Origin of the sequence: Methylicorpusculum oleiharenae, from assembly GCF_009828925.2 — a bacterium.
Lineage (GTDB): Bacteria > Pseudomonadota > Gammaproteobacteria > Methylococcales > Methylomonadaceae > Methylicorpusculum > Methylicorpusculum oleiharenae.
Genome location: NZ_WUTY02000001.1, coordinates 2,067,288 through 2,091,399, shown reverse-complemented (window position 1 = coordinate 2,091,399; position 24,112 = coordinate 2,067,288). Strand labels below are relative to the sequence as shown.

General features: G+C 47.6%; 22 protein-coding genes. 6 read left to right on the top strand and 16 right to left on the bottom strand.

The window, feature by feature from the left end; genetic code table 11:
• Positions 1-9: 9 nt before the first annotated feature.
• Positions 10-1,404, bottom strand: coding sequence for a replicative DNA helicase (gene dnaB / locus GO003_RS09595; protein ID WP_159652438.1), 1,395 nt, complete (start codon positions 1,402-1,404; stop codon positions 10-12).
• A 176-nt stretch (positions 1,405-1,580) separates the two neighbouring features.
• Between dnaB and GO003_RS09590 the strand changes: the two genes are divergently transcribed.
• The gene (locus GO003_RS09590; protein WP_159652439.1) at positions 1,581-2,171 is read left to right on the top strand and encodes a DUF2452 domain-containing protein; all 591 of its coding nucleotides are present in this window, start codon (positions 1,581-1,583) and stop codon (positions 2,169-2,171) included.
• Positions 2,172-2,234: 63 nt separating this feature from the next.
• On the opposite strand, the gene GO003_RS09585 is transcribed toward GO003_RS09590, so the two are convergent.
• The gene (locus GO003_RS09585) at positions 2,235-2,438 is read right to left on the bottom strand and encodes a hypothetical protein (protein WP_159652440.1); all 204 of its coding nucleotides are present in this window, start codon (positions 2,436-2,438) and stop codon (positions 2,235-2,237) included.
• 377 nt (positions 2,439-2,815) lie between these two features.
• Here GO003_RS09585 and GO003_RS09580 point away from each other — a divergent pair, with 377 nt between their 5' ends.
• A complete protein-coding gene (locus tag GO003_RS09580; protein WP_159652441.1) occupies positions 2,816-4,288 on the top strand; it encodes a porin in 1,473 nt (490 codons plus the stop codon).
• 181 nt (positions 4,289-4,469) lie between these two features.
• On the opposite strand, the gene mazG is transcribed toward GO003_RS09580, so the two are convergent.
• The 4 genes from mazG to gcvH form a co-directional block, all read right to left on the bottom strand.
• Entirely contained in the window at positions 4,470-5,276 is an 807-nt protein-coding gene (mazG, locus tag GO003_RS09575) for a nucleoside triphosphate pyrophosphohydrolase (RefSeq protein WP_159652443.1), read from the bottom strand.
• On the bottom strand, positions 5,276-6,208 hold the full coding sequence (locus GO003_RS09570) for a carbohydrate kinase family protein (protein WP_159652445.1): 933 nt from the start codon (positions 6,206-6,208) through the stop codon (positions 5,276-5,278). The genes mazG and GO003_RS09570 overlap by 1 nt, the downstream gene beginning before the upstream one ends.
• 179 nt (positions 6,209-6,387) lie before the next feature.
• A complete protein-coding gene (locus GO003_RS09565; protein WP_159652447.1) occupies positions 6,388-6,747 on the bottom strand; it encodes a diacylglycerol kinase in 360 nt (119 codons plus the stop codon).
• 88 nt (positions 6,748-6,835) lie between these two features.
• Positions 6,836-7,219 carry a glycine cleavage system protein GcvH gene (gene gcvH, locus GO003_RS09560; RefSeq protein ID WP_159652449.1) on the bottom strand — a complete coding sequence of 128 codons (384 nt, stop codon included), beginning with the start codon at positions 7,217-7,219 and terminating at the stop codon, positions 6,836-6,838.
• 425 nt (positions 7,220-7,644) lie between these two features.
• Between gcvH and GO003_RS09555 the strand changes: the two genes are divergently transcribed.
• The 3 genes from GO003_RS09555 (at position 7,645) to GO003_RS09545 (ending at position 13,341) form a co-directional block, all read left to right on the top strand.
• Complete coding sequence (locus GO003_RS09555; protein WP_159652451.1) at positions 7,645-8,679, top strand: efflux RND transporter periplasmic adaptor subunit; 1,035 nt, start codon at positions 7,645-7,647, stop codon at positions 8,677-8,679.
• Between the two features lie 6 nt (positions 8,680-8,685).
• The gene (locus GO003_RS09550; RefSeq protein ID WP_159652453.1) at positions 8,686-11,769 is read left to right on the top strand and encodes an efflux RND transporter permease subunit; all 3,084 of its coding nucleotides are present in this window, start codon (positions 8,686-8,688) and stop codon (positions 11,767-11,769) included.
• 201 nt (positions 11,770-11,970) lie between these two features.
• On the top strand, positions 11,971-13,341 hold the full coding sequence (locus GO003_RS09545; protein ID WP_159652455.1) for an alkaline phosphatase PhoX: 1,371 nt from the start codon (positions 11,971-11,973) through the stop codon (positions 13,339-13,341).
• Positions 13,342-13,507: 166 nt separating this feature from the next.
• Here GO003_RS09545 and GO003_RS09540 read toward each other — a convergent pair whose 3' ends face one another.
• The 6 genes from GO003_RS09540 to GO003_RS09515 all read right to left on the bottom strand — a co-directional run bounded on the left by GO003_RS09540 (position 13,508) and on the right by GO003_RS09515 (position 18,935).
• Positions 13,508-14,776: a TIGR03862 family flavoprotein gene (locus GO003_RS09540; RefSeq protein ID WP_159652457.1), complete on the bottom strand. Its 1,269-nt coding sequence runs from the start codon at positions 14,774-14,776 to the stop codon at positions 13,508-13,510.
• 436 nt (positions 14,777-15,212) lie between these two features.
• The gene (locus GO003_RS09535; RefSeq protein ID WP_159652459.1) at positions 15,213-15,536 is read right to left on the bottom strand and encodes a HesB/IscA family protein; all 324 of its coding nucleotides are present in this window, start codon (positions 15,534-15,536) and stop codon (positions 15,213-15,215) included.
• 200 nt (positions 15,537-15,736) lie between these two features.
• Positions 15,737-16,840, bottom strand: a complete 1,104-nt coding sequence (locus tag GO003_RS09530) for a cysteine desulfurase family protein (protein ID WP_159652461.1) — start codon at positions 16,838-16,840, stop codon at positions 15,737-15,739.
• Positions 16,837-17,325: an Rrf2 family transcriptional regulator gene (locus GO003_RS09525; RefSeq protein ID WP_159652463.1), complete on the bottom strand. Its 489-nt coding sequence runs from the start codon at positions 17,323-17,325 to the stop codon at positions 16,837-16,839. Before GO003_RS09525 ends, GO003_RS09530 begins: the two co-directional genes overlap by 4 nt.
• A gap of 120 nt (positions 17,326-17,445) precedes the next feature.
• On the bottom strand, positions 17,446-18,204 hold the full coding sequence (cysE, locus tag GO003_RS09520) for a serine O-acetyltransferase (RefSeq protein ID WP_159652465.1): 759 nt from the start codon (positions 18,202-18,204) through the stop codon (positions 17,446-17,448).
• A 2-nt stretch (positions 18,205-18,206) separates the two neighbouring features.
• Positions 18,207-18,935, bottom strand: coding sequence for an RNA methyltransferase (locus tag GO003_RS09515; RefSeq protein ID WP_159652467.1), 729 nt, complete (start codon positions 18,933-18,935; stop codon positions 18,207-18,209).
• Between the two features lie 94 nt (positions 18,936-19,029).
• Here GO003_RS09515 and GO003_RS09510 point away from each other — a divergent pair, with 94 nt between their 5' ends.
• Positions 19,030-19,836, top strand: coding sequence for an inositol monophosphatase family protein (locus tag GO003_RS09510; RefSeq protein WP_159652529.1), 807 nt, complete (start codon positions 19,030-19,032; stop codon positions 19,834-19,836).
• 285 nt (positions 19,837-20,121) lie between these two features.
• Here the strand turns inward: GO003_RS09510 and rimI are convergent, their stop codons facing one another.
• The 4 genes from rimI to pssA form a co-directional block, all read right to left on the bottom strand.
• Positions 20,122-20,670, bottom strand: coding sequence for a ribosomal protein S18-alanine N-acetyltransferase (rimI, locus tag GO003_RS09505; protein WP_159652469.1), 549 nt, complete (start codon positions 20,668-20,670; stop codon positions 20,122-20,124).
• Positions 20,671-20,672: 2 nt separating this feature from the next.
• On the bottom strand, positions 20,673-21,398 hold the full coding sequence (locus GO003_RS09500; protein ID WP_206444578.1) for a uracil-DNA glycosylase: 726 nt from the start codon (positions 21,396-21,398) through the stop codon (positions 20,673-20,675).
• A gap of 97 nt (positions 21,399-21,495) precedes the next feature.
• Entirely contained in the window at positions 21,496-23,040 is a 1,545-nt protein-coding gene (locus GO003_RS09495; protein WP_159652471.1) for a 2-isopropylmalate synthase, read from the bottom strand.
• 245 nt (positions 23,041-23,285) lie between these two features.
• Positions 23,286-24,026: a CDP-diacylglycerol--serine O-phosphatidyltransferase gene (pssA, locus tag GO003_RS09490; RefSeq protein WP_159652473.1), complete on the bottom strand. Its 741-nt coding sequence runs from the start codon at positions 24,024-24,026 to the stop codon at positions 23,286-23,288.
• Positions 24,027-24,112 lie beyond the last annotated feature (86 nt).

The window sequence follows — 24,112 nt, the reverse complement described above, 5'->3', positions numbered from 1 at the left end:
AGGAAATGGTTATTCGTAGTCATTGTCACTGTAGCTGTGCCCTGCAAAATTCTCAAAGCGCGTGTACTGTCCCAAAAAGGTGAGCCTGACCGTTCCAATTGGACCGTTTCTTTGTTTACCGATAATAATCTCGGCAACACCTTTATCGGGCGAGTCGGGATTGTAGACTTCATCCCGGTAAACGAAAACAATGACGTCGGCATCCTGCTCGATACCGCCTGATTCTCGAAGATCCGACATCACCGGGCGTTTATTGGGACGTTGTTCCAGATTCCGGTTCAGCTGTGACAAGGCAATGACCGGCACGTTCAGTTCCTTGGCCAGAGCCTTGAGGCTTCGCGATATATCGGAAATTTGTTGCACGCGATTTTCACCGCTGGCAGGCGATTGCATCAATTGCAGATAATCCAGCACGATAAGACCCAACTGACCGTGTTCACGCATTAAGCGCCGAGCTCTTGAACGTACTTCAGTCGGCGTCAGTGCGGGCGTATCATCGATAAACAATTTGGTTTCCGCCAGCATATTAATCGCCGAGGTCAGACGCGGCCATTCATCATCATCCAGCTTACCCGTCCTGACCTTATGCTGATCAATACGGCCTAACGACGACATCATCCGCATGGCCAATGAGTCACCCGGCATTTCCATACTGAAAACTGCGACCGGTTTATCCCCTTTGATCGCAACGTTTTCAGCCATGTTCATGGCAATGGTAGTTTTCCCCATCGACGGCCGCCCTGCTACGATAATCAGATCAGAGGGCTGCAGACCTGAAGTCATTTCATCAAAATCGCTAAATCCCGTGCTGGCACCGGTGATTGAGCCCTCCTGCTCGTAAAGCAGTTCAATTTTATCGACTGCTTGCGCCAATAATGACTTAATTGCGGTAAAACCACCTTGTCCGCGCTGCCGCTGCTCGGCAATGTGAAACACCTGCCGTTCGGCATTCTCCAGCAATTCCGCCGTATCCCGGCCTTCGGTATTAAAAGCGGAATTGGAAATATCGGTACCGACATGAATCAACTGCCGGAGTATCGCTTTGTCCCTGACAATTTTGGCATATGCGACAATATTGGCAGCACTGGGCGTGTCTTTGGCCAGCGTCCCGAGATAAGCCAATCCGCCGACCGTTGTTAACTCGCCAATTGCTGACAAGGATTCGGATAGCGTGATGACATCAAAAGGCTCCTGCTTTTCAGCAAGCTGCTCTATCGTCTTAAAAATCAGGCGATGGTCCTTACGATAAAAATCGCTTTCAACTACTTTGTCAGCAATGGAATCCCAGGTCTGATTATCCAGCATCAAGCCGCCCAGCACTGATTGTTCGGCCTGTATAGAATGAGGCGAGACTTTCAGTGCCTCCATCTCATAATCACGATCGTAGGTATAGTCTTCAGACATTCAGATAAAGTATTGAAAAATTTTGCATTATAAACCCGGAAAAATCTTTTGATCCACGAAAAACACTAAAAGTACGCAAAAGTTCAACGAGATACCAACGGTAGACAAGGTAACGCCTTATTTGGGGTTTACGCCGGATGCTGATAGATTGTAAAGCAAAATTATTATGTGTGAAGATGGCCAAAAAAGTTAGATCGCCCAATCCCCAAGGCAAAGGTTTGTGTTCTGTAATCGACCGTTTGAACGATCTGCAGCAACACGTTAACGCGCCGCCAAAACCCATTACCCAGATAGCGTCGGAACTGTTTACCTCGCTTTTCATTCTGGAAAGCCGCATTCGCTTCAAACCGGTGCTGGACAGGAAATATTGGCTTTATAGAAAAGGTGATAACTACCACCTTTCATTGATTAGTCCAAAGGAATGGCATCAATCGCTTTCGGGCCATTATATCGGAGAATGCAGGCTTCACCCTGACTTAACCTGGTCTCTGGCACTGTCGGAAGAAACACAAAATAATCGTTTATTGATGGAAGAGATACATTTTCGCCGTCAGGCATTCGATAAAAAACTCAAATCCGCCGAACAACTCAATGAAACACTGCCCGTTTTTGTTAACGATTTCTCCTATCATTCCAGAGTTCTGGCGTCTGCATTAGCTTTTTCTCTGGCGTCGTCAATGAGACAAACCGATATTCTGGGTCTCAGCTTTGATCAGGCTCTCAAATTAGAATGCGGTCCGATCACCAAAACTCATGACGACGTTTAACCGGCAATTTGAGTGACACTGCATGCCTGGCAAGCCCGAGCATCGGATGACTTAAAAAAACAGTTACTTGAAATTTCTGACGAACACTTTAATAAACACCTTTACGGGGACAGGGTTTCCCAAAAGCTCATCGTAAAGCAGTTTGATATGATCAAAGCTTAAAAAGGCATAGACGCCATAGCCTTTGGTGCTAAAAAACTCTGCATTCAGCGATTCTATGAAATCCGACCATTCTACCGGGAATGATTGTAATGGATGCTCGCTCATGTTACGTACTCCACATTAGTTCTTGACTCGCATTAATTAATGCATTCCATGTGCCAAGAATAACTTCCCCTTCACAACCAGATCCTAACGAACATGAAGTCACACCATCACGTCAGAAAATGAAAGATGAGCAGGATGTGCTGAACAGCGTGAAGCGCATCGTTCGCGATTGATGCGCTTCTTAACTCAGCACATCCTACACTCTGTATTTTCAGAATAAACAGTCAGGAGTTGTATAAAAAAACATTCAAGCCAGATTTATTAACCAGGCCTTTCAACAATCCTAAAAACTGTAACAAAACTGTCACATTTCTGTCACAAAGCTGTCATTTTAAGCCTATAAGCTTGCTGCAATTTCTACTCTTATACAAGCTTACATGAAACTTACAAAAATGAAGTTGGCGATCATTTCAGTTCTGGGCTTCAGCCTTTCGACCAGTGCTTTAGCAATAGATCTTTATATGGACAGCGAAACCAAGCAGCTTTTTGCCGAAGACGGTCCTGGACGGGTTAAATTGGGCACGTTTGAAAAAGTAGAGGACAAAACCAAGCAAAATGAGGAAATTGCCGAGATTCGTAATGATCTGAAAAATAAGGAGCAAGAGTTTAAAGAATTGGAAGAGCACGTAGTCGCAGTCAGAGAAGCGAATGCTAAAAATGACGAAAAATGGTTTAACAAAATCAATCTAAGAGGCTATACCCAGCTTCGTTATAACCAAAAACTGACCGGTGACCGCACCGCAGGCGAGCCTGAGTTGCGTTCTAACGAAGGCGACAAATCGATCAAGGACAACAGCAATTTCTCGTTCCGGCGGGTTCGTTTGGTGTTCTCGGGCGACATCAACGAATATGTATCGCTGTATATACAACCGGATTTTGCGACTTCAACCGGTGGCAGTCAAAATTTTGCGCAGTTGCGTGACGCCTATGCTGACTTAGCCTTTGATAAAACGCATGAATACCGTATCCGTGCAGGTCAATCCAAAGTTCCGTTTGGCTGGGAAAACCTGCAGTCATCACAAAACAGGTTGTCCCTTGACCGGGCCGATGCGCTTAACAGTGCGGTACCCAGTGAGCGTGATTTAGGCTTGTTCGCCTACTGGTCTCCGACTCATGTGCAAAAGCTGTGGAAAGATTTAAGTCTGAAAGGTCTGAAAACGTCGGGTGACTATGGCGTATTAGGCTTCGGTGTCTATAACGGTCAAGGACTTAACAGAGATGAAACCAACGATGATCTGTACATGGTTGCCCATGCAACGTACCCGATCGAACTGGACTTTTTAGGTTCTGTATTTGAGGGACAGGTCGTGGAGGTTGGCGCGGATGCGATGTCTGGTAAATTCAATGTCTCTCCAGTCGATTACAGGACTTTCGACGGAATATCTAATAAAAAACCCTCTGCAGATGATAAAGGCAATAGCGAAGATAGAGCGGCGATTCATGCCATTTTGTTTCCACAGCCCTTTGGCTTACAGGCTGAATGGAACTGGGGTAAAGGCCCTACACTTAACGTAACTGACAACGTCATCGAGAGAAAATCCCTCAGAGGCGGCTATGTGCAAGCCATGTATAAAATCGATAAGATTCTGGGCTCACAAGGCACCTTAATTCCGTTCGTGAAATGGCAACATTACGACGGCCCGCATAAAGGTGCAGCAAATGCCGCTTATACGCATGTTGAAGAAATTGATTTTGGCTTTGAATGGCAAATGATGAAAGCGCTGGAACTGGTCATGACCTATACGATGATGGACAGAACCAATACCGTCGTAAGCACAAGCTCCTCTAGCGATTATCTGGGCCAAGCCTCAGGCGACCTGATCCGCACCCAGTTGCAATGGAACTATTAATTCGTAACTTTTCAGCATAGAAACAACGCTCCACGTAGGTTGCGGTTGGCGATAGCCAACCCAACATTTCAAGGCCGAAGCCTTAATTTGTTGGGTTGCGAAAAGCATGCAACCCAACCTACCCAATTTTTAACTCAGGTTTTGAACAACAAAAATCCTGAACCAAAAACCTTTAGCGTCTTTACTCTTTCTGCCCTTTGAGTAACCGCTTGGCTTCATTCCACAGTTCATCCAGCTCTGCGAGTTCGCAGTCCCGCATCCCGCGACCGGAAGCCAGCACTTGCTGCTCTATGTATTGAAAACGGCTGGAGAATTTCTTGGTGCTTTCCCGCAATGCAATTTCAGGATTGACTTTAAGATGACGGGCCAGATTGACGGCTACGAGTAATAAATCGCCAACTTCTTCCTGAATATGAACCTGATCGCCGGATTCCCAGGCTTCCCTGACTTCTTCCAGTTCTTCCATGACTTTATCGAATACCGGCAACACCTCGGGCCAATCAAAACCCTGGCCTGCGGCACGATTCTGAATTTTTTCGCATTGCACCAACGCCGGAAGATTGCCGGGAACGCCGTCCAAAACACTGTCAGGTAAGGCGCTGCGATTTTTACTTTTTCGCTCTTCGAGCTTAGCGTCTTCCCAGGCATTTTTTCGCTGGTCATCGTCATGATACTGGGTATCACCAAACACATGAGGATGGCGTCGAATCAGTTTCTCGCAGATGCCTTGCGCGACATGCTCGAAAGTAAACAGGCCTTGTTCCTCAGCAATCTGCGCATGAAAAGCAACCTGCAACAGCAAATCACCCAATTCCAGCCGCAAATCATCCCAGTCGCTGCGCTCAATCGCATCAGCCACTTCATAGGCTTCTTCAATCGTAAAAGGAATTAAACTGTAGAAGTCCTGCTGGATATCCCAGGCGCAGCCTCCGTCCGGAGAACGCAGGCGCGCCATGATTTCGAGCAATTTTTGGGTATGCTGGAGCATTAAAAAGAGGAGCCGAAATTCTCTTTATAGCGCGCTTTGAAGCTTTCCATTAAAAAGCCATGATTCTGAGTGCCGTGGTGTTCTATTTTGATAGCGCCCAGCAAAGAGGCAATGCGACCGGTAACCGGCCAGCTCAGTTCGTTAATCAAACCGTATAACAATCCCGCTCTAAATGCGTCACCGCAACCCGTTGGATCATTGATCGATTTTGGTTTAGCGGCTGGTATTTCAATGCATTCGTCCTGGGTGTAAATTTTTGAACCGTTTGCACCCAAAGTGACAATCAACGCATCGACCTTTTCGGCCATTTCTTCCAGGCTCAGCCCGGTTCTTTCCTGCATGAGTTCAGATTCATAGTCATTCAAGGTCACCCAAGTGGCCTGATCAAGTAAATGAATTAATTCCTCGCCATTGAACATGGGCATGCCTTGACCCGGATCAAAAATAAACGGAATACCCTGCTCTACAAATTGCTCGGCGTGCCGCTGCATGCCTTCTTTACCATCAGGAGAGACGATACCAATACTGATAGGAAGATCGGTAGGCACTTCATTCAGGTGTGACATATTCATGGCACCGGGATGGAATGCAGTAATCTGATTATCATCTTCATCGGTTGTGATATAGGCCTGCCCCGTATAGTTGTCGTCGAGTATACGGATATGGTCTCTGGAGATGCCGCATTGGCATAACCACTGCGCATAAGGCTCAAAATCATGCCCGACCGTCGCCATGATGTAAGGATCTTCGCCCAGCAATTTAAGGTTGTAGGCTATATTACCGGCACATCCACCATATTCCCGGCGCATCACCGGCACCAAAAAAGATACATTCAGAATGTGGACCTTGTCAGGCAAAATATGATTTTTAAATTTATCATGAAATACCATGATGGTATCGTAAGCCATAGAACCACAGATCAATGCACTCATAAATTCCTCAGAACCCCTCGTTAACAAATCGCAGTCTGCCTCCCATTATAAAAAATGAAAAGCCTGCGAATTTCAAAAAATTACATCATTATTAAACGTAGGTTGGGTTCCATGCTTTTCGCAACCCAACCTACAGTGAGCATCACTTTATTTTGATGCTCCGCTAAATAGTTACAAAATTACAATAATATCACGCCCCAGGTCACAGCTGCCCAGAGCAAAGACAGCATTACTGCAGCGGATCCTATATCCTTCGCTCTGCCGGACAACTCGTGATGATCCAGCCCGACGCGATCGACAACCGCTTCCACCGCCGAATTCAATAATTCAACCACCAAGACCAGGACCATACTGCCGATCAGCAAAAGCTTGTCTGTAGCCGTTTGACCCAACCACAGAGCCACGGGCGTCGTAACAACAAACAGGAGCACTTCCTGCCTGAACGCTTCTTCATGCGACCAGGTTGCCTTAAAACCCGCGATTGAAAAGAACACTGCATTAAAAATGCGTTTTATGCCTTTTGCGTTTTGATTTGCCATGTTTGTTCGACTATCCATTATCCAAAACGTCCATGTTAGCCCTGTAATTTGTCAGAAAAATGACAATTGTCATTCCTGAAAAATCATTTCAACCTTCAATCATTTCCCGATAGGCATCGGCATCCATCAATGCGTCAAGTTCGGAAGGATTATCTGCTTTGATGCAAAACAACCAGGAAGTATAGGCGTCATCATTCACCTGTTCAGGTGCGTCGTTTAATAGCTCGTTAACAGACACGACCTCACCCGAAACGGGACTGTATAAATCCGATGCGGTCTTTACCGACTCAACAACCGAACATTGTTCACCTGTTTTTACTTGCCGCCCAATTTTAGGCAACTCGATAAAAACCAGATCACCCAGTTCAGCCTGGGCAAAATCGGTAATGCCGACACGCACTAGATTATCGTCTTCCAGTTTTGCCCATTCATGGGTTTTTGCATATTTTAAATTATCGGGTAATTCGTTCATTGTCCTACATACCTGGTTAGTTTAAATCCGGAAACAACTTTTACACGGCTGTTTCGTTGATAAGGTGTCTTGGCTTATAAAAGCTTGAATTAATCGGAGTCTCTCCGTTAGACAGGATTATCCTGTGTTAATCTTGAACCGTAAGCCGGACAATAACATCATTAAAACGGGCCGATTCGAGAACCGGGTACCAACCTGTTATTCATCCTAAGCGTTGCTAAAGAATAACCTGCAATCCGTTAAAACAACAAAAATTTAATTATAGATTTCAGTCCGACTTATAATCTCCTCCAGCAAATCAAGCCGCCTCACTTAAGTTTATCGCTTGACCCCTGATTTTTGCCATTATTTCAAGGGAAACCCCGGGCTCAGCATTAAAAATATCGATTTTGAATTTGAGCAACTCTACCTACTTTTTAAACTGAATGTCCAGATTGCCTGCCGTCAACATCTTTAAGCCGCTTTGTTTGATTGCCGCCACAACGCTTGGCCTGATTACCATTCCAGGCTTTGCCAGCCCAAAAGCTGACTTGCAAGCACCAACGGAGATAAACCGGCGCGCTGACGTTGAGATAGAAACAGAACAACAAGCCTTGTCAGGCATCCAAACATTGACATTAGAACCCGAAAGCTTTCTACCTGAAATAGCTGTTTACGGCAATGCACTGAGTCTGCAGCCCTTACTGGACCTTAGGAACCGTTATTTAAGCGCGCTGGCAGAAACACAAAACAGCCGGGCCCGTTTGCAATTGACCCAAAAAGCCATGGCCCGGACACGCCACTTGCATGACAGCGGCGTCGCTGCAAAACGCGCACTGGAAGAACAACAGGCGCTGTTTCAATCGGAACAGGCCTTGTCTCAAAATGCGCAATGGACCGCTCAAGGTATTCGAAACGAAGCCATCATGAATTGGGGAGAGAAACTGAGCGGTTTGTTTATACAACAAGACAGCCTTGCCGTGACACCTTATTTAAACGGACAGCAAGCATTGTTACTTATCACCTTCCCCAGCGCCACCCAGCTAAATCCGGCTGGTCAAAAATTGACCGTAAGCCCTTCCGGTGAGAGAGATCAGGCACAAAGCGCCGAATGGATCGCAAAAGCACCGCAGCTTGACGGACTGACTCAAGGCGAAAGTCATTTTTTTACAACTCGGCATCCCGGCATTCGACCCGGCGCCCGCGTTGCTGCATGGCTACCGAAACAACAAGAAGCACTTTCCGGTGTCATCATACCCCGCACGGCTTTGATCTGGCATCTTGGGCAAGCGTTTGTTTACATCAAAACCGGCCCGGAACACTTTAATCGCCGCGCCATCCAAACGTTCGATGAAGCCCAGAACGGCTATTTCATCACCCAAGGACTTGCCACAGGAGAAGAGATAGTCATCACCGGAGCTCAAATGCTGCTATCAGAGGAATTTAAAGCCCAAATTCCTGATGAAGACGATGATGACTAGCTTCCTATGCTGACGGCACTGATCCGATTTTCAATCCGTTATCCGGGCCTTGTAGCCGTTATGGCTGTGCTGTTATTCAGCTACGGACTGTATCGTTTTGCATTTGCGGGTCTTGATGTATTTCCCGAGTTTTCGCCCAAACAAATTACGATTCAGACTGAAGCACCGGGTTATTCAGCCGAACAGGTTGAAATATTGGTCACCCAACAGATAGAAAGTGCCATTAGAGGCCTCAGCCAGCTCCATAGCGTTCGGTCCGAGTCTATTCAGGGCCTGTCAATTGTCACGGCAACGTTCAGCGAAGATAGCGAGATCTATCGTAACCGCCAGTTATTGGGTGAGCGACTGGCCGGTTTGGCAAACCAATTACCTCAAGGGGTTGTCAGCGCGCCAACCGCTGTCCCGCTGTCTTCTTCATCGGCGACTGTTCTGACCATCGGTTTGAATTCGGACAAAAGTGATTTGATGACATTGCGCAATCTGGTGGACTGGACTATCGTCCCCAGACTTCTTGCGGTCCCGGGCGTGGCCGACATCAACGTCTTTGGAGGCGAAATTCAACAACTGCAGATTCAGGTCGATCCGGCCAAATTACAGCGTTTCAATCTGGCCTTGAATGACGTTATTCTGGCGGCATCAGAGGCGGCTCAAGTGCAAGGCAGTGGTTTTATAGAAAATACCAACCAGCGCTTTACTCTGGAAATCACCGGACAAAAAGCCACACCTGAAACATTTGCGGGTGTCGTGCTTAACCACCAGCAAGGCCGCGCTGTGACACTGGGTGATGTCGCCCTGATCCGCCATGCGCCTGATGCGCCCATCGGTGCGGCCCAGATCATGGGAAAACCCGGGATCGTCATGATGGTGATCGGTCAATTCGGGTCGAATACATTAACCGTATCAAAACAGGTAGAAGAAACACTAACCGAATTCAGTACCCTGTTTCAAACCCACGACATCAGCTTTTACCCGCATTTATTTCGACCGGCCGATTACATTGAAGCATCCCTGGCCAATTTATCAGGCCATTTATTGTTCGGCGGATTGTTCGTCTTGATTATTCTGTACGCTTTTTTGTTTAACCTGCGTACCGCCATCATTTCGGCGGTTGCGATTCCGGTTTCGCTGATTTCCGCCATCGTTATTCTACTGGAATCCGGGATCAACCTGAATATCATGGTGCTTGGCGGCCTGGCCATTGCCCTGGGCGAAGTCGTCGATGACGCCATTATCGACACCGAAAATATATTCCGCAGGCTACGCGAAAACCGACTTATCCCCTCACCCCGGCCTTTATCGGAAGTTATCTACACTGCTTCCCTGGAAGTGCGCAGTTCGGTTGTCTATGCCAGCTTTATCGTCGCACTGGCTTTTGTACCTTTATTGACTTTAGGCGGAACCGCCGGACGCCTGTTTGCGCCTTTGGGAATTTCGTACATTCTGGCCATCCTGATGTCTTTACTGGTTGCGCTGACGTTAACACCGGCACTGTGCTACCTGTTATTGGGCAAACAGCTTAATGACGCCAGAGAACCGCCAGCCATTCGATTGATTAAACCCGGTTACCAGAAAGCGCTGGGCTTTGTGACCCGCCATTTCAATACCGTGTTACTCATCAGTTCACTCCTGTGTCTGTGCGGCATTTTTGCCTTCTTTGGCATGGGTAGTAAATTTTTACCGGAATTGCGTGAAGGCCACTACATTGTTCATACCACCAGCATTCCAGGCACCTCGCTGCAGGAAACTATTCGTATCGGCAGCCAAATTACCGGAGAGTTTTTAAAAATTCCGGGTATTGAATCTGTTTCGCAATGGGCGGGGCGGGCTGAGCGGGGCGCCGATACCTACGGCAGCCATTACAGTGAGTTTGAAGTGCGTCTAAAACCCCTATCCGGCCGGGAACAACAGCGTGTCCTGACCGCGTTGCGCAAGATTCTTGGCGCATTTCCCGGCATTCTGTACGAAGCCAATACCTTTCTTACCGAACGCGTTGATGAGACTATCTCTGGCTATACATCGCCTGTCGTGGTTAACATCTTCGGAAATGATTTAAACGCCATGGACCTTAAAGCGGAGGAAGTGGCAGCCGTCATACGCACCATTCCGGGAGCTGCAGAAGTGCAACTGCGCTCACCGCCTGCTACGCCGGTTATTCAGATCAATCTAAATGAAGACAAACTTATTTTTTGGGGTTTAAGATCGGCTGAAGTGATGAATGTCATCCAGACGGCTTATCAAAGCAAGCTGATAGGCAAGAATATTCAGGGCAACCGTATCTTTGACATCAGCGTAACGCTCACGCCCGAATTTCGGCATCGGCCGGAACTGCTGGGTCAGTTGCCGATACGGACGCTGGATGGCACCTTGATTACCTTGGCCCAAGTCGCCGATATCAGATTGACCACAGGACGCTACAATATTTTGCATCAAAACGCACAGCGCAGGCAGACCATTACCGCCAACGTAGTTGACCGCGATTTTGACGCCTTTATGACGGACTTAAAATCACGCGTTTTTAAAGAGGTCAACTTTCCTGCTGACATGTACCCTGAATACACCGGTGCCGCGATAGAACAGAGTAAAGCCCGTAAAGACTTAATTTTATATTCATTGCTGGCCGGAACCGGCGTGATGATTTTTATCTACATTGCCTTGGGCAGTTTCCGGCATACCCTGATCACTTTGGTTAACCTGCCGTTTTCATTAGTGGGGGGAGTTGCCGCTGTTTTGTTAAGTGGAGAAAGTCTTTCTGTAGGCTCAGTCGTTGGCTTTGTTACGCTATTCGGCATTACTGTACGCAACAGCATCATGCTGTTATCTCATTACCGCTACCTGACCGAAACCCAGGGCAAACCCTGGAACCTGGAGACAGTGACTCAGGGGGCTCAAGAACGATTACCTTCCATACTGATGACCGCTTTGGTCACCGCCTTGGCGATGTCTCCCATCGCTTTTAACAGTGACAATCCGGGAAGAGAAATCATGGGCCCCATGGCCGCCATCATTATTGGGGGCTTGGCCTCATCAACGTTATTGAATCTGTTGCTGCTGCCTGCAATCTTGCTGCGTTTTGGCAATTTCCGGCGTTGAGTGTTGATCCCCTTCTGTACGATCAAAAATGGAAAGCACAAACGTAAGACAATTAACCAAATCTTAACAAAACAGTAACTTATATTTTATGTGACCCAGTTAACATTTTCTGGCGCCATTTGGAGGCGTTTTGTAATTCAGAATTTTAACTCTTTCTAATTGCTTGTTAACGAAAACAACTTGTTTGGAGTCACAAAAAAAATGAAATCTATCAAATTATCATTGATTGCTTCCGCTGTAGCAATCGTTCTAGCCCCTCTCTCAGCTCATGCTGCTTTTGACGATTTTACTCCCTTGGCAAATTCTGTCGCTGCGGGTTCATTGCCTGAATCAGCGCCATTCCAATTCGCCAACCCTACCTGGACCCAAGAATCAATTGCCAATCGTAATGCACAACTTGCTGCAGGACAAAGCAACAGCGGTAACTGGGATATGATCACTGCCAATGAAACAGGTCCTGATGCAGGCCGTTATTTGTTCATGCCTTATGAAACATCAGCGGGCGGCGTTCAACGAATAGACCTGAGCACCAAAACAACGACGACTATCGTCAATAGCGGTACTGCCGGTTTTGTAGCGGGTGACGCATCACGCTGGACACCTTGGGGTTCATATCTGACTGCCGAAGAATCTTGGAACGCTAACGGTACCAGCACAAAAGGCCGTCTGTTTGAAATAACCAATCCGGTTAATGCGACTGGACCCAGCGACGTTAACTTCGTCCATAGATCAATCATCCCACGCGTATCGCATGAAGGTCTGGCGTTTGATAAAAACAATAACCTTTATTTCATTGATGAGTTAAACGGTGGCGGTATTTATAAATACACTTCTGCTAATCCATTAGCCACGAACGGAAACGATTTCTTCGCAGCCGGTCAAACTTCTGTATTGAAAGTCGGTGATGGCGCCAACGCCAATGCTTCAGGCAGTTTTACCTGGGCTTCTATCACTGATTTATCAGGAGCGGCTCTTCCAGGCATTCCAGTGACTGACGGCAGTGTTGATGGCCGTTTAGCGCAAAACGTCGTGCCCAGCACAGAATACCAACGCCCTGAAGACCTGGAGATCAAAACACTGGAAAACGGTAACCAAATGCTGTTTTTCGCAGCAACAACTACCGATGATGTTTGGACAATCGACCTTGAAAACAACAATATTTTCCAGTTCGTGACTCGCGATACCCTTGACGAAGCAACTGGCCTTGCTGTGGGTGACTCGCTTAACAGTCCTGACAATTTGGCAATCGACTCAAAAGGCAACATCTACATTATTGAAGATCAAGGTGCCGGTTTCGCTGATATCTGGGCAGCGCGTGATGAAAACAACGACGGTGTAGCCGAATCAATCGGCCGTTGGGCTACCTTGGCCACTTTAGGCGCAGAACCAACAGGTCTTTACTTCGACTTGTTCGATGAAAATAAGGCTTATGTTAACGTCCAACACCCTACCAGCGGCAATGACCAAACTTTCATGATCACAGCACCTGCTGCAGTTCCTGTTCCCGGTGCGGTATGGTTGTTCGGTACTGGTTTATTGGGTTTGATCGCTCGTAAACGTAACAAAGCTTAATTTGCCTAAGTAAGACTTGAAATATTGTTTCTGCTAGCTTGCTGCAAAGAAACACGTATTCTCAACCTGTTAAAAGGTAAATGCTCACCGGCCTTGCTGTTGCTTCATGGATGATGCGACAGCAAGGCTTCTTATTTTCCAGCATTTTATGTTTTGAATCCGCTGGCTACCCACCTGGCTGATCATCTCGCTCCAACCACGTTAAAACGCCGTGTCCAGCGGCTCTTCCGGTTGCCAGACAAGCCGTCAGCAAATAGCCGCCGGTTGGCGCCTCCCAGTCGAGCATTTCTCCTGCACAAAAAATTCCCGGCCACGCCTTAATCATCAAATCACCGGTCAGCGCTTCAAAAACGACGCCTCCGGCGCTGCTGATCGCCTCATCCAAAGGTCTAGCTGCTATGACGCTCAAAGGCATGTGCTTGATCGCGTGAGCCAGATGCGCCATATCGTCAAACAGACCCGGGGCAAGGCACTCGCGTAAAAGACCTGCCTTTACGCTTGTCAAACCGGCTTTTTTTCTCAGGTGATTGGTAAGCGATGATTTCCCCCGAGGCTGTTCCAAGCGTTCTATCAATCGATCCAGCGGGACATCGGGTAATAAATCGATGAGTGCATCCGCATGACCGGATGAACGTGTTTCATCGCGCAGAACCGAAGACAAAGCATAAATGAGGCTGCCTTCTACGCCGGTTGACGTAATGTTAAATTCGCCCCGCTTTGAATGCGGGTTGCCCTGACTGTCGGTAAAAGACATCACCACCGTTTTAACCGGTTGTCCGGCAAAATGCTCGCTGAAATACTCAGACCAGGCGACATCAAAACCGCAGTTTGACGGCAATAAAGGCGCGACCGATATGCCCTGATGCTGCAGTAAAGAGACCCATGCGCCTGTAGAACCTAACTTGGCCCAGCTACCGCCCCCCAGCGCGAGTATGACCGCATCAGTTTGCTGAGTTTTTATGCCTTCAGATGTGTTGAACTCCAATAAATAACCTTGATCTATGGCTTGCCAGTTGCGCCATTCATGACGCATGAAGAATTTGACGCCGCTCTCACGCAAGCGGTGTAACCAGCTTCTCAATAATGGAGCGGCTTTCATCTGCTCAGGAAATACGCGCCCCGAACTGCCCGTAAAACTTTGAATACCCAGCTCTGCCAGCCAGGCTCTGAGTCTTTCCGGGCTGAATTGACTCACACAGGGCGCAAGTGCAGCCTGTCTTTTACCATAGCGCGTCAAAAATTGAGGTAACGGTTCGGAATGGGTAATATTCATACCGCCCTTGCCCGCGATCAAAAATTTGCGCCCTACCGAAGGCATCGCATCATAAACATGAACCGTCAAACCGGCACCGATTAACACTTCGGCAGCCATCAGTCCCGCTGGACCGCCACCGATGACAGCGACTGTTTTTTCCGGAATAGGTTTCTGTTGCATTGAATAACCGTCGAAATAATAAATCTGAAAACCGGATAGTTTAACCGAATGATTGGTGCTGTAGACCGATTCTTGCTGATCTAAATCAGGCGACCGACATCCCTGAATTCTCCGGGCGGAAAGCGGCGGATGCCGGGATTGCATTTTCAACAGGCAAAAAAAAGCGGACTCGATGTCCGCTAAAAAAACCCTTGAAACCCTTTAGGAGGTAAGAATGTATAACGCAATACATTTAAGAGTTGAGCTGATTCTAAAGGGATTTATTAACTAAGAAAATGTGGCCGATTGCCGCGCGACAGGTTGTCGCAGTCAAAACCGAAATCCGAATGAAGTTTATACAGGCTGGTCAGCCGCAGAAAAAACCCGGCTGTAACAATCTAAAAGCCGTTTAAAGCCTGCCTATCCAGGGCTAAGGTCGGGATACAGACGGGTAAATCTAGACAGAAAAACTCTCGCCGCAACCGCAGGTGCCGGTGACCTTTGGGTTATTGAATTTAAAGGCTTCGTTGATGCCTTCTTTCCGGTAATCCAGCTCAATCCCGTCAATAACAGCAAGATCAGCGTTTGACGTGATGACTTTAACGTCAAACTGTTCAAATACGACATCATCTGCATTTAATTGATCGGCATAATCCAGCGTATAAGCAAAACCAGAACACCCTGATTTTTTCACGCCCAGCTTTAAGCCAAGGCCTTTGCCTCGTTTTTCCAGCTGTTTTTTTATCTGTTTTGCAGCATTTTCAGTAATAGAAACTGCCATAGTTTTCTCCTTTTTGCATTTACTTATAAAAATTATTTAATCCACGAAAAGCACAGGAAATCAAAATACCCGATTTACTCCTTTCACACTAAATATCATTCGACTTGTTTAAAAGTGCGTGATACGCCTGTCGAAGAGCGCCGTGAACCCATCCATGGAAGCTAGACGTTTTTTCGATCAGATTGGAGTAGCGAGCACTTTCATAGTAAAAATCGGGTTAACCGATTTAGAAATTCATCCACTTCGGCTTCGGTATTATCCTTACCCAAGCTGACTCTGATAGCGCTTTTGGCCAATTCCGGCGCAATTTTCATTGCCGTCAATACAGGACTCGGCTTGCCTCCGCCACTTGCACATGCCGAGCCGCTGGATATCGCGATGCCTTTGGTATCCAGCTGCATTTGCAACATTTCCCCATCGACGCCGTAAAGTCCAAACTGAACCGTATTAGGCAAGCGCAGGTCAGGATGTCCGAAAATGACGGCACCGGACACTGTCTTCAAACCGCTTTCCAGACGGTGTCTTAATTTAAGCAGGTGATCATGCCTCTGATCCAGTTCAGCCTTGGCAATTTCCGCTGCCGCGCCGAAACCGACAATGGCAGCAACATTTTCAGTGCCGGGCCTGATGCCTTTTTCCTGCCCACCGCCTAATTGCATGGGTTCTAAATTTAGGCCTTTTTCTACAATCAACGCCCCGCAGCCCTTAGGCCCGTATATTTTGTGCGCCGACAAAGACAGTAAATGCACCTTGAGCTTGGAAAATGATACCGGTATTTTACCCAGAGCCTGCACCGCATCACTGTGAACGATCACGTTGTGGCTGCGTAACGTATCCGCATAGACCGCGACATCCTGAATGACGCCGGTTTCATTATTAGCCAGCATGATGGAGGCAAAATCCAGCGGTAATCGGCTGACTTGCTCGAAAGACGCTTGTTCAATCAGGCCCCGGGTATCCACATCAAAGGTTTCAACGGCACAACCCCTGTGTTTTAACCTCATCACTGGCTCAGTCATACAAGGGTGTTCTGTCGCCGAAATGGCAACACGGGATTTGATGGCCGGCACCTGCAAAGCCAGATTATTCGATTCGGTTCCACCGCTGGTAAAAATCACCTGAGCAGCAGTAGTATCAACCAATGCAGCCACTTGCTCTCTGGCCGCTTCTATCGCGCTACGCGCTATTCTTCCGGCCCGGTATAAGGCGGATGGATTAGCGTAAAAGGTCGTCAAGAAAGGCATCATAGCTTCCAACACGCGCTCATCCAGCGGTGTTGTTGCATTATGATCGAAATAGATCATTTATACAGACTCTGACACCGGTCCATTCTATGCAGTTCTATCACCTTTGCATCCATTTCCTGGCGTTTGGCAACTTCCTTGACATGATGTTTTTCCAACAAATCGCCCAGACTGATGCCTTGCAGGTAATTTCTGATCTGATCACTCAAACCCATCCACAGATCATGTGTCAAACACGCCTTATTGTTCTGGCAATTAGCTTCGCCACCGCACTTGGTAGAATCCAGCTGTTCATCGACCGCCTCTATAACATCGGCAATGTTAATCAGACTGGCATCACGACTCAATTTATAACCTCCGCCCGGACCTCTGACACCCGTGACCATACCTGCTTTTCGCAAACGTGCGAACAACTGCTCCAGATAGGACAAAGAAATGGTTTGACGGGTTGCAATGTCGGTCAGCGTGACGGGATTTTTCTGGCTATGAAACGCCAGATCGAGCATTGCCGTGACTGCATAGCGGCCTTTGGTGGTTAATCTCACGAGCCAATCCTTAAAATAACTAACAAATACAGGCTAATATACTTAACCTAGCAAATTAGTCAACTATCCGGTGCAGGTCCCAAGTTACACCTGCCATTTGACGAATGTGTCTCGCGGTCTCTATATTTCGTCCAATCTATCCCGCTCGTAATCATCCATTTCAGGCATGGGTTTATCGACATACTGAATGCCTGATTCATTCAAGGCTTTTTTCATTGCGTCAATTTGCTGGTCCAGGCAATGAATGTGCTCAAGCATATGGTTGATGACATGAGCGACAGGATCGCGCATATTGACGGTAGTCCCATAAGCATCGAAATGCAGTTGTTCTGCAGCTGGGTCGCAGGGAATCACGGTTGTTTTCGCCTTGGGCTCAATTGCACGCGCCGGAATACCCACCACAGTTGAGCCGGCAGGCACCGCTTTCAACACCACCGAGTTTGAACCAATACGCGCACCCTCGCCTATTTCTATGGGCCCCAGCACCTTGGCTCCCGCACCGACAACAACGCCATTGCACAGCGTTGGATGGCGCTTGCCTTTATTCCATGACGTGCCGCCCAGAGTCACACCGTGATAAAGTGTGCAATCGTCGCCTATTTCAGCCGTCTCGCCGATTACAACGCCCATACCGTGATCGATAAAAAATCGCCGTCCGATTTTTGCGCCGGGATGAATTTCTATACCCGTCAAAAAGCGGCCCAGATGCGAGATAAAACGGCCTAACCACCGAAAACCGGATTGCCAGCAATAATGACTGATACGGTGAATCAGAATGGCATGAAAACCAGGATAGGCCGTGATAACTTCAAATACGGTTTGAGCCGCAGGGTCACGGTCAAATACACAGTTAATATTTTCTTTGATTTCGTTCAGCATCTTTATTGATTTCGCTTGTTGCCTTGCGCCATTTTCAAAATACCCCTCAGGATATCCAATTCTTTTGTATCCAACTGAATACGGTTATAAACCCGCCTCAATCGCCGCATGATGGTTTTCGATTTATCCGGATGCATAAAGCCGATATCCGACAAAGCTTGCGCCAGATGCTCATAATAAGATTCCATTTGATCGGCGGTTGCCAGCGGGGTTTCACCCTTATCGCCAATGGTCACATCATAGCGCTGACCGGAAGCAACAAAAAGCTCGTAACAGATCACTTGAACCGCAGCGGCAACGTTCAGCGAGCTGTAGTCCGGATTACAAGGAATTCGCAGCAGGTACTGGCATAAATCCAACTCATGATTTTTCAATCCCGAGTTTTCCCGTCCGAATACGATAGCCACTTTATTATCACGGGCGTCGATGCTGAGCATTTCAGCACACTCTCTGGGCGTAATTTCCGGCCAGCTGATCGTTCGACACCGCGCACTGGCGCCGATAACAATCTGACAATCAGCAATAGCTTCCTGCAAAGTCGAACAAACGACCGCCGTTGCCAAAATGTCGTCCGCACCTGATGCTCGGGATGTTGCATCCGCGCAGGGAAACATCTTCGGCGAAACCAGAACCAGATGCTTCATGCACATATTTTTCATGGCCCGCGCTACGGCCCCGATATTGCCGGGATGACTTGTCTCAACCAACACTATAACGATGTTATCCAGCAAAGCTTTGCCTCAACCTTTTAAAAAAGGGGCAAATTTTACCAAAAGATTTGGTATGCTATTCATATTTCCTCAAGCTCTTAAAAAATTCAGACCTATGCATCCAATGCTTAATATTGCTGTGCGAGCAGCGAGAAGCGCTGGCGAGATAATAAATCGCTCAGCTGAAAATGTCGGAAGACTCCAGATTAATTACAAAAGTAAAAATGATTACGCAACCGAAGTCGACCGTATGGCCGAACAGGAAATTATCCGTATCATCAAGGCCGCATTTCCGGAACACGCCATCCTGGCCGAGGAAAGCGGCGAACATGAAGGCAATGATTACGTATGGATCATAGATCCTCTGGACGGCACCACCAATTTTCTCCATGGTTTTCCTCAATTTGCCGTTTCCATCGCCTTAAAACTCAAAGATCGGCTTGAAATTGGCGTCATTTATGACCCCCTGCGCGATGAACTGTTCACAGCAGAACGCGGCGGCGGCGCCATGATGAACAGCCGCAAAATCAGGGTCACGGCTCAGGCCAATATGACCGGCGCGTTGCTGGGTACGGGTTTTCCTTTCAAAAACCTGCAGCATATCGATGCTTATCTGGGCATGTTTAAGGCGCTTTCTATCGATACCGCCGGGATTCGCAGAGCGGGCGCAGCGGCGCTGGATTTGGCCTACGTTGCAGCAGGACGGCTTGATGGATTCTGGGAAATCGGCTTGCAACCTTGGGATATGGCTGCCGGCGTACTGTTAATAAAAGAAGCCGGTGGCGTCGCCACTGATTTTACCTTTGGCGATACCTATCTGGACTCCGGAAATCTGATTGCCGGAAATCCAAAGATGCATCAGCTCATCTATAAAGCCATCGAGCCTCATGTCACCGATAATTTGAAGAAAAAAACTCGATAACCAAGCTATTGGCGCCTGGACCGGCAGGCGCCTTACTATCTAAAAACCTCGATTAATCCACGAAGAATCAATACGCTGGGTATGGCATTGAAAATTCAGTTTTCTTGCGAAGCCAATGATTTTTCGTAACTGTTCGGTGGAACAACAAAACAAAGGTGATGCATCGCGTAGGTTGGGTTGGCGATAGCCAACCCAACATTACAAGACTATGGCGTTAATTGTTGGCTTGCGGAAAGCATACAATCAAACTACGCCGAATAATTGCGCCCGTTCTTATCTAAATCATTACAGATAATAAAGCTCCAGAGCCATCATCAATGCATCTTCTCTGCCATCTTCGGCAGGATAATAATCTTTGCGTATGCCGATTTCATTAAATCCTGTGTTTCTATAAAGCGCGATAGCCGTGGGATTTGAAGGCCGCACCTCCAGGAACACAGTTTCCACTTTGCGTGAACGGGCCACTTCAATCAGATGTTCCAGAATCTTCCGGCCAATCCCCTGTTTTTGCTCGTTGTGGTCAACACTGATATTCAATATATGGGCTTCACCCACGGCAATAGAGACAATGCCATAACCCAGGACTTTATCGACATCTTCACAAACCCAGCAACTGTAACCCGCTCTGAAACAGTCCCTGAAAATACCGTCGCTCCACGGAAACGAATAATTGTGCTCTTCAATGGCCAAAACGGTGGCAAGATCTTCGGCGAACATTTTACGCAATCGCATCAGATCCTTACGTGATACTGAATCCGGAAATATCTTTGCATAAAATTCCCGGTCCGCATCATAGAGAACGAAATCTTTTAAACGCTGAAAATAGACATTCATTGCTAACCCTCGATAGCTTGATAAGTTGCCATAGCCAATTGAAGATCTTGCCAGGCTTTACGTTTTTCGAGCAAGGATCTGAGTAAATAAGCGGGATGATAGACGACTACTAGGGGTATTCCACTCAAATCATGGACCTGACCACGCAATTGTCCAATGGTCTTGTCTGAATTAAGCAAGTTTTGAGCGGCTATTCGTCCCACTGCCAAAATAATTTTAGGCTTTATTGCCTTTATTTGACGCGCCAGATACGGGTGGCATGCGGCCACTTCATTTTTATGCGGGTCTCTATTATTGGGTGGCCTGCATTTCAAAATATTGGTTATAAACACGTCTTCCCTGGACAAACCTATCGCTCTTAACATTTCCGTCAATAATTGTCCGGCCACGCCGACAAAAGGCAGTCCTTGTTGATCCTCACTTTGCCCGGGCGCCTCGCCAATGATCATCCAGTCCGCTTCCGAATTCCCGGAACCGAAAACGGTCTGCGTCCGGCTCTCACACAAATCACATTGGCGGCAAACTGCGACTTCATTTTGCAACACTTGCCAGACATTCAGAGCGTCCGGCGTTTCGGGTATGTGGTCAACTGGAACCGCAGCCTCTTCTGTGTCATTTGCTTGAGAACTTGATAGGTCAAGGCCAGGCTCGAGCTCATGCGGGAACCTGCGCACCCACACATCAATTCCCATCGCTTCTAGATAGTGCAAACGCGTCGAGTGATCCACTGCCTAAATTACCTTTAATCCTCTTTAGTCTTTAACACCTGAATAACCTCCTAAAAATAAGGGCGTATAAATACGCCCTTGATCAGTGTCAGCCTGGTTAAACATCGCCCTTTTGAGGATGCCGCCTCTGATTGGGTACATGCAGTTTATTGACCGCATTAATATAGGCCTTGGCTGAGGCAATCACAATATCAGTATCGGCGCCCAAACCGTTGACGATCCGACCCGCCTTATCCAGCCTTACCGTTACTTCACCCTGGGCATCGGTTCCGTTAGTGATGTTATTGACGGAATACAACTCCAAAATCGCATTTGTGTTAACCACACTCTCAATCGCTTTAAGACTGGCATCCACTGCCCCACTGCCTGTAGCACTGCCGGTCAGTTCTTTGTTATCGACGCGTAACGTCACTTTTGCATGCGGTACTTCACCGGTTTCCGAACACACACTCAAGGCGATCAACTTAACGTACTCGTCTTCTGCATGAAAACTGACTTCAGTGATCAATGCCTGCAAGTCCTCATCAAAAATCTCATGTTTCTTGTCAGCCAGTTGTTTAAACCGGAAAAAGGCATCATTGAGTTCTTCTTCCGAAGTAAATTCAAAGCCCAGTTCGGTCATTCGGCTCTTGAACGCATTACGTCCGGAATGCTTGCCCATCACCATGCGGTTGGCAGCCCAGCCCACGTCTTCGGCGCGCATGATTTCATACGTTTCACGACTTTTGAGCACCCCATCCTGATGAATGCCGGATTCATGCGCAAAGGCATTGGCGCCGACGATGGCTTTGTTGGGCTGAACAGGAAAACCGGTAATCGATGAGACCAGACGGGAACAAGTCATAATTTCCCTGGCATCCAGCGTCGTATCGCAAGTAAACATATCTTGCCGTGTTCTTACCGCCATCACGACTTCTTCTAAAGAAGCATTACCGGCTCTTTCTCCCAAGCCATTAATGGTACATTCCACCTGACGCGCGCCGTTCATGACCGCAGAAAGCGAATTTGCGACCGCCAAGCCTAAATCATTATGACAATGCACCGAAAAGACAGCCTTATCGGAATTAGGAATTCGCTTGATCAAATTAGCAATGGTAGCGCCAAATTGCTGAGGCAAACTGTAACCGACGGTATCGGGAATATTCAACGTCGAGGCTCCGGCATCTATCACCGCTTCCAGGATACGACATAGAAAATCCTCTTCGGAGCGGCCGGCATCCTCGGGAGAAAACTCGACGTTATCGGTATACTGCCTGGCGCGCTTGACCGCTCTTACCGCATATTCAATCACCTGATCCGGCTGCATCTGCAGCTTCATTTTCATGTGAATCGGCGATGTTGCAATAAAGGTGTGGATTCTGGCGCTTTTTGCGTCTTTCAGCGCCGCACCGGCTTTATCGATATCCTTATCCAATGCCCGGGCCAGACCACAAACGGTGCTATTTTTAATGGCTCTAGCCACCGCTTCCACTGCTTCAAAGTCACCTGCACTCGCTGCCGGAAATCCGGCCTCGATCACATCCACCTTCATGCGCTCAAGCGCTTTGGCAATCCTGACTTTTTCATCACGCGTCATCGATGCGCCTGGACTTTGCTCACCATCTCGCAAAGTGGTATCAAATATAATTAATTTGTCTTTCATGAGAACTCCGTTCACGAAGCAGCCACCGATACGCTTGCATCGGCTAGGTCAAAAATAGGGGTCAATCAGATGTAATGAGATCAGTTTATGTGCCCGTCAGGGCAGGTATCTGACCAATAGGCTGGACAACGCGCATAAACCTGATTTTCCTAAAAAGGAAAAATGGGCAAGGCTTATGACGCTGTTGGTTTGAATATTCATGGCATCGAACTATACGCTTTTGTCATTTTAGCCTCAAGGCCATTTTAAGATTTTCTGTCTTGTAAACGCCGTTTCCGCATCACCAGGGTAATGACCGGACCGGATATTGCGTAACCCAGAAACAACAAGAACAACATCGTTTGCGGCTGTGCCATTACAAAGGCGACGGCCAGCATCACGACAATCGCGACGACGAAAGGCACTTTACCCTTCAAATCAATGTCCTTAAAACTGGAATACCGGAAATTACTGACCATCAACAATCCCGTTGCCACCGTTAATAACATGGCCAGATATTTAAACACTTCAATATCATAACCATGTTCCAGGGACAACCAGATAAAACCAGCCAGAATGGCTGCGGCCGCAGGGCTGGGCAAACCCTGAAAATAGCGTTTATCGGCTTTTTCAACCTGTGTATTAAAACGCGCCAGACGCAATGCGCCGCCGGCGGTATGGACAAATGCAGCAAATAAACCCAGCCTGCCTAATGATGAAAAAGCATATAAATACATCACCAATGCCGGTGCCACACCAAAAGAAACCATATCCGACAGACTATCGTACTGAACGCCGAATTCGCTTTGCGTATTGGTCAATCGCGCAACGCGCCCATCCAACCCATCCAGGATCATCGCAACAAAAATGGCCACGGCTGCCGTCTCATAACGCCCGCCCATGGCTGACGTAATGGCATAAAAACCGGAAAAAAGTGCGCCGGTGGTAAACAAATTGGGTAATAAATAAATTCCGCGGCGGCGGATGGAATTTTTTTCTGAAGCCATACTTTTGATCAGTCCTTGCCTAGTCACAATGAAACAATTGCGCGAATTATACAATGAGCCTTCAGGCTAAGCCTAAGGAAATACTG